Genomic DNA, 10,537 nt, shown 5'->3' with positions numbered 1-10,537 from the left:
TGCGGCTGCAACAACCGGCCGCAACCCGCGGACCACCTTTGCATAACACAAACCCAGTAAAGCCGCACGGTAGTGCGGCTGCAACAACCGGCCGCAACCCGCGGACCACCTTTGCATAACACAAACCCAGTAAAGCCGCACGGTAGTGCGGCGCTCCCAACAGCCCCCACCGGTACGGCTCGCGCATACACACGCAACGAAGCAGAGGGTGCAAAGCGCCTCCCGTAGTGGGGCACACCGCCATGCACCCTCCTCGGCAGGATACCCCTATGACTCATGCAACTCACCTTGTAACTCGATCACCCGCGCCCGGAACTCATTACTCACCGGCACACTCCGTCCGGCGGCATAATCGTAAGCTACCAACACCGACTGTGCTGTCGCAATCAGCGCGCCATCGCCGAGGCGAGCAATCGCATACTCCATGGTAAAACTCTTACTGCCGATCCGACCCACCCGCACACCGACCAGCAGTTCATCACCGAAATGGGCCGGCGCTTTGTAGCGGATCGTCTGCTCGGCCAAAATAATACCTAACCGATCGAGCGAACCACCAACTAATTGCTGATAATAGGCGATCCGCGCCGACTCACAGTAGGTTGCGTAGACGGCATTGTTCACATGGCCGAGCGCATCGAGATCACGAAACCGCACCTCGATTGGGTAATGAAACGGATATTCGGCCAGTACTGCCGGCACCGGACGACTCATGACAATCGCTCCTCACTTTCACACTAAGATTACCACGTATCTTGTCACTCTCTGGTATAATGGCGCTCAACGCTACACCGACGTGTTCACTCGACTTCCAAGTACCCAACTACAGCAGGATATACAGGAACGCATATGACAGCAAGCAAAGGCACCATTTTTATCATTGACGATGACCTCAACCTCCAAAGCATCTTGGCGATTGCCTTGCGCAACGCCGGCTACGACGTCATCCTTGCTCGTGACGGTATAGAAGGCCTCCGCCTGCTCAACCAATGCTCACCGAGTTTGGTGTTGAGCGATATTATGATGCCCAATATGGATGGAGTCGAGACGTTTCAACGTATTAAAGAGCGTCTTCAAGACGACGGTATCCCGATCATCCTGATGACTGCCCTTAGCCGCAAACCGTGGTTTGCCGACCTTGAAGCCGAAGGTGCAGTCATCCTTCAAAAACCGTTCGAGGTTCAGCATCTCATCGACATTATTGATCGGACGCTGAGCTGAGAGCGGCAAAGTGTGGTCGTAACCGGTCATACGTCTCGTTCAACGCCTCAGGGATCAACTTGGTATCGCCAATTACCGGCATAAAATTAGTATCACCACTCCAACGCGGCACGATATGCATATGCAAGTGATCGGCGATCCCGGCCCCAGCAACCCGACCAAGGTTCATCCCAAGGTTGAACCCATGCGGGGCGTATTCGGTCTGAATGATCGCGACACTCTGCTGAGTGAGCAAAAAGAGTTCGTGCGCCGTTGTACTATCAAGTATAGTAAGATCGGCGACGTGCCTATACGGCACAACCATCAGATGCGCGGTGTTGTAGGGGTAGAGGTTCATCACCACAAAACACTGCCGCCCTCGATAGAGCACTAATCGCTCGGCATCATCACGACCATCGGCAGCGGCCATCGCACAAAAGACACACCCATCATCAGCAGTATCACCCTGTTTGATATAGCGCATGCGCCACGGCGTATACTTGATCTCCATCATGACTCCCGTACATTTGCACGTAAGAACGCTTCAATAAACGGATCGATCTCACCATCGAGGACGGCCTGCACATTGCTCGTTTCGTAATCGGTGCGATGATCTTTAACGAGCGTTGACGGGTGCAGATAGTAGGTACGCATCTGGTTACCAAACGCTGCCTCACGATATTCACCGCGCAAACGAGCACGCTCTTCAGCCTGCCGCTGCAATTCGCGTTCGAGGAGACGCGCCCGCAAAACCCGCAACGCCGTTTCGCGGTTCTGAATCTGCGAACGCTCATTTTGGCAGGTTACCACAATGCCCGTCGGTAAGTGGGTGATCCGTACTGCCGAGTCAGTGGTATTGACGCCTTGCCCCCCATGACCGCCACTCCGAAAGACATCAATACGCAGGTCTTCCGGCTTAATCTCAACCTCTGGTGCGTCATCCACTTCGGGCATGACCTCGACACGGGCAAAGCTAGTTTGGCGCGTATGAGCAGCGTTGAACGGTGATAGCCGGATCAGTCGGTGAACTCCGGCTTCGGCCCGGGCATAACCGTAGGCGTATGGCCCACGGATTTCGATAGTCGCACTTTTGATCCCGGCCTCTTCACCTTCACTCAGGTCGATCAAGTTCACCGTATACCCACGCCGTTCTGCCCAGCGTGTGTACATCCGCAGCAGCATCGCTGCCCAATCTTGGGCATCGGTGCCGCCCATGCCGGCTTGGATCGATAAGAACGCATCACGGTCATCATAAGGACCGCTGAGCAAGATCTCAAGCTCGCGCTGTACTACCTCACGCTGCACTGCGCGCAACTCAGCGGCAAGATCGGCTGCCAGCGAGTCGTCACCCTCTTGCTCGGCCAACTCGATCAGCTCGGCCAAACCGGTCATCCGGTGGTCGAGATCATTCCAGAGCGCCACCTCTTCTTTCAGCCGTGTCAGCCGCTGCATCAACTCTTGGGCGACGCGCGGTGTATTCCACAACTCAGGATCAGAAGCCCGGACTTCAAGTTGTTCAATCTCGGCCTGTTTCGCTGCTAAGTCAAAGATGCCCTCGCAAGTTAGCAAAGCGCTCGCGGATGGTTTCCAATTCTTCATGCAATTCAGCTAACATAGCCTCTCCTTGATAGCGCTTCTATTTAGTATCACTCTTCCTATGGTACCACAGCTCAGCCACTCGTATAATACAGGGGAAGCAGCCGTAGATCGCAGAGAAACGGAGTACATATGCGACTGATCGGGATGGTTTTGGGGATAGTGCTGGCGCTGATCGGCACACCGCTCTCTGCACAGAGCAATGCCCTCTACTTTGTGGCTACCGGCCAGCGACTTGACGATACGTATGGCTTTTTGAGCGCGTGGCGTGAGGGCGATGGAGCATTAACGCTTGGTCAGCCGATCAGCCAACCGTTCCGTGACGGTGATCTGATCGTACAGTACTTCGAGCGCGGTCGGCTTGAGCTGCATCCGGCGTACAACAACGCTATCCTCCGTGGACGAGTAGGTGCCGAGTATGCCGCAGCGTTAGGTCGTTCGTTTCCGCTCCCGTCGCACGCTGTGCGTGAAGCACCCGAACGGCGCTATTTCACCGAGACCGGCTATACCATAGGGCCACCGTTTCTTGCCTTTTGGGAAGCGCATGGTGGGATCGCAGTCTTTGGCTTGCCGATCAGCGAACCGTGCTGGGAATACATCGGTGGTACGTTACAGCAGGTACAGTACTTTGAACGCGCACGGCTCGAAGTCGATCCCCGTTCGGCCTCCCCGACCAAGACGGTGCAGGTTGGTGATATAGGCCGCGATCTCGCCCGTCTACGTGGGATCGATTTGCGTCCGGTTGCAGCCGAAAACGCGGTACCGGTCGACGCCAACGGTCACGTACAGGAACTACCACCACCCACCGTCACTCCACCACCGCTGCCAAAAGCACCTACCCCCCGACCGGCTCAACCGACCGCACAACCCGCTCAGCCGGTAGCACACTCAGGCGACAAGCTCATCATCGTCGATCTAAGTGATCAGTGGCTCTATGCCCTTGAAAATGGTCGCATCATCTTCGACGCACCGGTTTCAACCGGACGCGATGGCTTTAATACACCGGTTGGCGCCTTTAGTATCTACGCCAAAGTGCGCGAACAGACGATGCGTGGCTGTCTCGGCGGTGAGTGCTGGCTGGTGCCAAAAGTACCCCATGCGATGTACATTGTCGGTGGAGTAGCCCTGCACGGCACCTACTGGCACAATCAGTTCGGCACCGGTGTACGCCGGAGCCACGGCTGTATCAATCTTCCCCTCGTGTCCGCAGCGTGGCTCTACAATTGGGCGCCGGTCGGAACACCGGTGATCGTGCGACAGTGAGCGACCAACAGGCGTGAAGCTAGGGGTGTTGCGTCACCACAACGGTTTGCACCGTCTGCCACGCGCCTACGTTACCCGCATTGTCAATCGGCTTTACCCGTAAAACATACGTGCCGGGAGCCAACGGCGGTATGAGCACCCTTGGCTCAACCTCAAACCATTCACTCTCGCCGTCAGGATCGGGGCCAAGGTATAGGCGATAACCGGTTACTCCAGAGAGCGGATCGATGGCAGCAGGCCATGTCAGGATTGCCGATTGGTTGGCCGGAATGGTCGAGCTACTCAGCGTGATATGCAATACCGGTGGTGAAACATCATACCCTACCGGCCCATAGCGCGCTAACGTCTGGCGACCATCAGGCCCCCACGCACGCACATAAAGCGTATGCCAACCCTCCCCCATATCAGATAGGCGAGCATAGCCATCGTAAGCGCCGGGGAACATCGGCCCATCGGCAGGCGGCTCGCTATCCCACGCTTGACTCAGCCCGCCGCCCCCCCACGTCACGCTAAAATCGATCTGGTGATCAACGTTGTACCATCCTGCCGGTAACGCCACACTGCTAAACGTTACTTGCGGATCTTGGAGCGACATCGCAGTCAAGATTGTACCACCATGCTGATTACAACCACCGATTTCCGGCAGGTCATAGCCTTCAGCAAACCGTAGCGGTACCGATTGTCGCCCACTCCACCCGTTTGCTCCGGCGGTATAGGCAGTGAAGTGGAGATGTGGAATACCGGGCGAACCGCGATCCCCGGCATAGCCAAGCACGTCGCCTACCGCAAAAGCGTAGCCGCGTTCGGTCGTCACCGGACGACTAAGATGGGTATACATTGTAAAGAAGTTATCCCCGTGGAAAAGGATTATCGTTCCGCTCCGCGCTTCCCAGTGCCAGAGCGTACCGGCAGCAGCAGCCCGGATTGGAGCGTTATAGGTTGGCCCATTGACTTGGGCTAAATCGAGCGAATAGCGATCCCAGCCATTGTGGGTACCACAAGCATAGCCTTGAATAATCCGCCAAGGTTCGCCGGGAGGAGTGGGAAGAACGAGGGTGGGCGCAGCGGCGACCGGCCACGGTCGAGTGACGAACGTCAGCATCACGGCGATCAACCAGCCTAATGCTCTTAGAGCGTATTGCCGGCGCGTCGAATGCAGCGACATATCGATTGTTTCTCCTCCGGACGTTGCCCAGACGAGGGCAAACGTCATTCAACACGGAATCACGTCGTCACACCGTAGTGCAACGATGAGACAGGACGATCATGGTCCTGCCGCGGAGTGCTGTGTCATATACAGCAAGGTATATGACATATGTTGCCTATATCATCTTCGATACGGCACGGTGGCAAGATACCATAATCCGCTAAAACAATCAAATGAAGCACTCGAACCGTGCAATATGGGCAGAGGAAAGCTTGACTTTGGCATTTGTCAAGGTGTGTGATCGGGTATAATTGTTCCCATGGAAAACATGACGAGTATAGGCAAAGCGGTGAAGCTGTTGGGGAGTGCGATCAAACCCTTGCAGCAGTGGTAGCGAGAAAGGCGGTTGATTCCAACAGCAAGCACCGGTAGTAGTCGCCGCCTGTGCAACGAATCGCGGATCCGCGCATTCATCGGCTCGCGCACGTCGGTAACTGCACCGACATCAGTATTGTCGCGCTTCTAGTCCGGCAAAAAAAGTCATTTAACGGAGAACACTCGCCGAGTTCGTTGTTGTCAGGAATCTTGCGAACGTTGAGTTCGTGAAGATATTGGTGGTGAGCAGCACGTCACCCAGGACGATAGCAATGACTCCGGGTCTTATGAACGTTGAGTTCATCGAAAACATTGGTGGTAGCTTGAACTTTAAGCGCAAACGCTTACTTGAACGCATGGATGCTATTGGCTGACGCAAGAGCAAAATTCTGATCCTTCCTACCGCGACCGGCTTGTAAGGTTCGATTTTGAGTAGCTCAAGCAGTTCGCCCAGATCAACAGATGCGAAAATCGTGGTTTTTAATCAGGAGAGCTGCTTGCCTGAGCAGGAGATGGTATAAGACCTGATAACCATCGCCGTGTGCTTTGCGTCACAGCCGGGGTGAGAAACTACCGAAAAACGTTGCAGGATACACCTCATGCAACAGATGGATAAAATTAGCACAGGTAGAACGTTGGATTGGTCACAAACGACCCATGGCGTCATGGGTATCGATGTAGGTATCAAGGCTGCGGCCACGTTTTCCAATGGTGCGTCCATCGAGGCGCCGAATCTGCTCAAAGCGGCGCACGTCGCTTCAAGATATAATTAGCAACATAGCCGCATCATCGAGGCAGCAAACGTGCGTATGGTTCTTGCGGTCGATGCGCCTGTACCAAAAGACAAGATACTGCCTCGCATGAATCCATACGAAGTCTGCGCTAACCTTGACAAGACTATCCGTAAGGATGACTACTACCGAAACGATGTCATCTATATGCTCATCACACGAGACCGCTGCGAAAACCAAGCGATGGTTGTAGAGCATGTATCCGTCGCGGGGATGACGGCCAACAAACCACTTGCTCACACGATTGGTAATGTAGGCGTTGGGTTACTCCACACGCAGATTGCAAGCAAGACAACACGCTCTGGTGGGCAGATGATGTGTGTTGAGGATCGGTATCCACGCACATACCTTTGTTCGAGCTGTCGCCGGAAAGATAACATGCTGATGGTGTGCGATTGGAAATGGCTGTATCCACACTGCGGCACAATTCATGATCGGGATCACAAGGTAGCGCACAACCGCAAACAGCCGGCAACAGCACCCCTCTTACCCGAGGCAAAGCTCACCGGTAACAGCAGCACTGTCTCTGAAAAGGTACAAACGGAAACGTTACACCCATCAGATGCGAACTACGTTCGGAACGAGAAGGAACCGTGTGCACTTCTGCACACGTTCTTGAGAGCAGTTGCGTACTCTATATGTCACACTTGGAACCAACCATCTTAATCGTTGGCGCCGCCGACACCGGGCGAGCACCGATTGCCGTTGCCCTCCTCCGCCGCTTGGCGCAGGAGCATGGCCATGCGTGGCAGATCGCTTCCGCCGGCGTCGTTGGTCACGACGACGAACCGTTGCAACCAATGGCGCGCGATGCACTAGCCGTGTTTGGCATGACCGACAACAACCACACTGCGCGCTCGCTCACTGAAGAACTGGTGAATGCAGCCGACATCCTGATCGCCGTCGATAGCGGAATTGCCCGATTCTTACGCAGTCGTTATCCACAGGCGAACGTTACCTCGCTCGGTGAACTGGCCGGCCGCGCGCGCGATATTCCCGATCCGGCAGGGATGCAGATCGGTGCGTGGCTCCACTACACCCGCGAAATGGAATCGTTGCTACGCGCCGGTTATGAGCGACTCGTCGCGCTGCTGCACGGTGAAGCAGCAGCTCCGGTTACTCCGGCCCCATCACCTTCAGAACCGCTCGTCCAACCAGAAGTACCTGCGCCGCCTCCTCCCTCCAAACGACAAGCGATTTGCGAACGCGCTCTACGCTTGCTCGATGCTATTCAAGCAATGCCGGATGTCATTGACTGGCCGGCAGCTCGTGGTCGTCTCCAGATGACCCTGACCGAGCTGACGACCCATATCGCTGATACGACCGATCTTACTACTCTGTACGTCGAAGCGCTCAACCTCTGGCTCGCACGTCAAGCTGGTGTTCCATCCGGTGAACAGCTCAGGCAATTGCGAACTGCCATCGAGCGTGGACAACGCCCAATCGGTCAAGCTGAAGTGATAGAGGTGATGCGGTGGGGAGCAGGATTATCGGCGGAGTAGGATTGCCCATCCACTACGATGAACCGTTGCGCTGCGGAATGGCTCACATCATCCGCATAGCTTTAGTCAGCGCTACCTTCGGTTTACCATACGATGGCACCGATAGCAGCGCACGCGACTACTACGACCAACGATGGTAGTCGCCACACGTGCAATGCCGCGAAGGCGCCGAGCACCAGTGCGACATCGGTCGGACCACGAATCGCGCTGGTGATGACCGGTTGATACAGTGCTGCCAACAAAATCCCAACGACTACTGCATTCACCCCGGCCAACACTGATTGGGCGACTGGCTGTACACGCAAGGCAGCCCAAAACGGTAAGGCGGCCCAGATGAGCAAAAACGAGGGTGCGAAGATTGCTATCAGTGCCAACATCCCACCCAGCCAACCACCTGGCGAAACCGCTGCTACCACACCCAGATAGGCACTGAAACTGAACAAAGGCCCCGGCAGTGCTTGGGCTACACCATACCCAGCGATAAATGTTTCAGCACTCATCAAACCGGTTCCAACCACGACCGGGGCAAGAAGGGGTAACACAACGTGCCCACCGCCAAAGACGAGTGAACCGGTACGCACCATCCCGGCAAGAAAACGTAGTGTTTCGTTGTCACTCAGCGGTGCCAGCAGTCCTGCACCGACGAGTAAAACGACAAACATCGCGACAAAAGCAAAACCGGTACGTGGACTAATCGGTGAGGCAACCACAACACCGCTTGGCACCGGTAGACGCAACAGCCGCCAACCAACTAATCCACCTAACCCGATCACCACGAGTTGCACCAATGCATCAGACCAGATCAGCAACACCAGCACGGCGAGTATTGCCATACTCACCCGCAAGCGATCTGGGCAAAGCCGTTGGCCCATCTGCCACACCGCCTGAGCAACGACTCCCACCACTACCAGCTTCAGCCCGTGCAACCAACCACTCGCCGGATCGCCAATCACGCTCACACCATACGCAAACCCGATCATCAGCAGAGCAGATGGTAACGTAAAACCGAGCCACGCTGCTAGCCCACCAAGCAACCCGGCACGTATCGTCCCGATCGCAATACCTACCTGGCTACTGGCTGGACCGGGTAAAAATTGGGACAGCGCGATCAGGTCGGCAAAGGTCGCCTCATCAAGCCAACGCCGTCGTTCGACGAACTCACTCCGAAAATAACCAAGATGGGCTACCGGCCCACCGAAGGAGGTCAGCCCTAAGCGCAAAAATACCAGAAAGACGGTGAGGGGAGAAGATGGATGCATGACATTGTGACTATGACTATCGCTGCTTCAACGACTCGGTGCCGATTCGGCTCGCATACCAGCTACATATCTCACGCAGCGGACAACCATCATTCCGGTCGAGAAAACTGTTGCGACCGGGTTGACGCGAATAGATCCGTCGTGAAGGTGGACCATCACAGCGTGGCTTTACCAGACAGTAGCGCACAGCCAGCTCGTTCAACTGGGCATGGAGATCGGCCAACAGCATCGGATCGACAGGTAATGCAGTGGCAATGGTCTGTTGAACCTGCACGTAGCCGGCCCGTTCCCAAACCAACCTTTCGGGCACCAGTCGGGCAAAAATTCGCCGGGTATAGGCATCAACAACAAAACGCGGATGCCCACCGGCATAGAGCATAATCACATCTGCCGTCTCCGGCCCAATCCGCGGCAATTGCAAGAGTTCGGTGTACAGCCTCGGTGCAGGAAGGCGTAACAGAGTCGCCAGATCGCCGTAACGCTCGCGAACAATGCGGGCTAAGGTGATCAAGCCATTTGCCTTCTGCTGATAAAAGGCACATGGATAGATCAGCCGTGCCAACTCACCGGCATCGGCATGCGCCAATGCAACGAGATCGATCAGACCGTTCACATGCAATCGTGCTATCGCATCCTCAACCGTTTCCCAGCGTGTCTGTTGTACCAGCACCGCACCGATGACCATCTCAAGCTGCGGTTCGGTACTGATAATCGGCCACCACGGATGCGCGGCAGGCGGACCATACAGCGGACCGAAATGATCCACCAATCTTCGGTAGACCTCGTTGACCAGCCACGACCAAGGTTGGGAGAGAAGGTTGGATTGCGATAGGTTCATAGCAATCGTCTACGATATTTTACGATACAAGTTTAACCACGATATCTCCACTCTATTCTCTCACCATACCCGATCTCAGTATGACACCAAATGCTTCCCAATGATGACCACGTTGCAGTCGCGGTCGTGGTGACATACACCCCGAACAATCCCACATGCGCCCCATCAACGACAAATCATCGCACACAGGCCACACCCGGTACGAGTCTTACCGGACGGAAATCACCGGATGCCAGTTGCCGTCGCAAGAAATCTTAACATCAACATCACTGTCCTTCTGAGCGCCGCGAGCAATCTTCACACCACACCCTCTGCCCTTCCGAGCGCCGCGAGCAATCTTCACATCACCCCCGCTGTCATTTCGAGCGCAGCGAGAAATCTTACCATTGACCTCAACGGAAGACCCGTCGCTCCGGCTCCGCCTCCGCTCAGGGTGACAGCCGGCAGCCACTTCCTAAACCCAAACCACTGTCCTTCCGAGCGCAGCGAGCAATCTTCACACCACCTCCGCTTAGACAGTCAGTACCGAGCCGCCTAACATTGTGGCGGCAGTGTGAATAGAAACAAAA

The 10,537-nt window shown here is 55.5% G+C and carries 10 protein-coding genes; 4 read left to right on the top strand and 6 right to left on the bottom strand.

What is annotated here, in order from left to right; translation table 11 throughout:
• Positions 1 to 267: 267 nt before the first annotated feature.
• Complete coding sequence (locus ACP5OT_RS15985) at positions 268 to 711, bottom strand: acyl-CoA thioesterase (protein ID WP_424677140.1); 444 nt, start codon at positions 709 to 711, stop codon at positions 268 to 270.
• Between the two features lie 135 nt (positions 712 to 846).
• Between ACP5OT_RS15985 and ACP5OT_RS15980 the strand changes: the two genes are divergently transcribed.
• Positions 847 to 1,218, top strand: a complete 372-nt coding sequence (locus ACP5OT_RS15980; protein WP_424677139.1) for a response regulator — start codon at positions 847 to 849, stop codon at positions 1,216 to 1,218.
• Here ACP5OT_RS15980 and ACP5OT_RS15975 read toward each other — a convergent pair.
• Positions 1,196 to 1,708: an HIT family protein gene (locus tag ACP5OT_RS15975; protein ID WP_424677149.1), complete on the bottom strand. Its 513-nt coding sequence runs from the start codon at positions 1,706 to 1,708 to the stop codon at positions 1,196 to 1,198. The two genes, ACP5OT_RS15980 and ACP5OT_RS15975, sit on opposite strands and share 23 nt — an antisense overlap.
• Positions 1,708 to 2,812, bottom strand: a protein-coding gene (gene prfB, locus ACP5OT_RS15970; RefSeq protein ID WP_424677138.1) for a peptide chain release factor 2 whose coding sequence is annotated in 2 segments (ribosomal slippage) — positions 1,708 to 2,742 and positions 2,744 to 2,812 — 1,104 coding nt in all. Because the reading frame shifts where the segments join, the coding sequence is not laid out codon by codon here. The genes ACP5OT_RS15975 and prfB overlap by 1 nt, the downstream gene beginning before the upstream one ends.
• A gap of 113 nt (positions 2,813 to 2,925) precedes the next feature.
• Between prfB and ACP5OT_RS15965 the strand changes: the two genes are divergently transcribed.
• Positions 2,926 to 4,056, top strand: coding sequence for a L,D-transpeptidase (locus tag ACP5OT_RS15965; RefSeq protein ID WP_428113430.1), 1,131 nt, complete (start codon positions 2,926 to 2,928; stop codon positions 4,054 to 4,056).
• Positions 4,057 to 4,075: 19 nt separating this feature from the next.
• Here the strand turns inward: ACP5OT_RS15965 and ACP5OT_RS15960 are convergent, their stop codons facing one another.
• The gene (locus ACP5OT_RS15960) at positions 4,076 to 5,221 is read right to left on the bottom strand and encodes a peptidoglycan DD-metalloendopeptidase family protein (RefSeq protein WP_428113432.1); all 1,146 of its coding nucleotides are present in this window, start codon (positions 5,219 to 5,221) and stop codon (positions 4,076 to 4,078) included.
• A gap of 1,166 nt (positions 5,222 to 6,387) precedes the next feature.
• On the opposite strand from ACP5OT_RS15960, the gene ACP5OT_RS15955 reads away from it, so the two are divergent.
• Positions 6,388 to 7,035 (top strand): zinc ribbon domain-containing protein, encoded by a 648-nt coding sequence (locus ACP5OT_RS15955; protein WP_428132709.1) that lies wholly within the window; start codon positions 6,388 to 6,390, stop codon positions 7,033 to 7,035.
• Positions 7,008 to 7,871 (top strand): low molecular weight phosphatase family protein, encoded by an 864-nt coding sequence (locus tag ACP5OT_RS15950; protein ID WP_424677531.1) that lies wholly within the window; start codon positions 7,008 to 7,010, stop codon positions 7,869 to 7,871. The genes ACP5OT_RS15955 and ACP5OT_RS15950 overlap by 28 nt, the downstream gene beginning before the upstream one ends.
• Before the next feature lie 83 nt (positions 7,872 to 7,954).
• Here the strand turns inward: ACP5OT_RS15950 and chrA are convergent, their stop codons facing one another.
• Both chrA and ACP5OT_RS15940 read right to left on the bottom strand, forming a co-directional pair.
• A complete protein-coding gene (gene chrA / locus ACP5OT_RS15945; RefSeq protein ID WP_428132707.1) occupies positions 7,955 to 9,130 on the bottom strand; it encodes a chromate efflux transporter in 1,176 nt (391 codons plus the stop codon).
• 16 nt (positions 9,131 to 9,146) lie between these two features.
• Positions 9,147 to 9,968: an endonuclease III domain-containing protein gene (locus ACP5OT_RS15940; RefSeq protein WP_424677533.1), complete on the bottom strand. Its 822-nt coding sequence runs from the start codon at positions 9,966 to 9,968 to the stop codon at positions 9,147 to 9,149.
• Between the last annotated feature and the right edge of the window lie 569 nt (positions 9,969 to 10,537).

Origin of the sequence: Chloroflexus sp. (assembly GCF_049970315.1) — a bacterium.
Lineage (GTDB): Bacteria > Chloroflexota > Chloroflexia > Chloroflexales > Chloroflexaceae > Chloroflexus.
This window is presented reverse-complemented; position numbering and strand designations above follow the sequence as displayed.

Coding starts and splice junctions, on each gene's coding strand:
- chrA (WP_428132707.1), bottom strand. CDS start 9,130: ATGCATCCATCTTCTCCCCTCACCGTCTTTCTGGTATTTTTGCGCTTA.
- ACP5OT_RS15950 (WP_424677531.1), top strand. CDS start 7,008: ATGTCACACTTGGAACCAACCATCTTAATCGTTGGCGCCGCCGACACC.
- ACP5OT_RS15980 (WP_424677139.1), top strand. CDS start 847: ATGACAGCAAGCAAAGGCACCATTTTTATCATTGACGATGACCTCAAC.
- ACP5OT_RS15975 (WP_424677149.1), bottom strand. CDS start 1,708: ATGGAGATCAAGTATACGCCGTGGCGCATGCGCTATATCAAACAGGGT.
- ACP5OT_RS15940 (WP_424677533.1), bottom strand. CDS start 9,968: ATGAACCTATCGCAATCCAACCTTCTCTCCCAACCTTGGTCGTGGCTG.
- ACP5OT_RS15985 (WP_424677140.1), bottom strand. CDS start 711: ATGAGTCGTCCGGTGCCGGCAGTACTGGCCGAATATCCGTTTCATTAC.
- ACP5OT_RS15960 (WP_428113432.1), bottom strand. CDS start 5,221: ATGTCGCTGCATTCGACGCGCCGGCAATACGCTCTAAGAGCATTAGGC.
- ACP5OT_RS15955 (WP_428132709.1), top strand. CDS start 6,388: ATGGTTCTTGCGGTCGATGCGCCTGTACCAAAAGACAAGATACTGCCT.
- ACP5OT_RS15965 (WP_428113430.1), top strand. CDS start 2,926: ATGCGACTGATCGGGATGGTTTTGGGGATAGTGCTGGCGCTGATCGGC.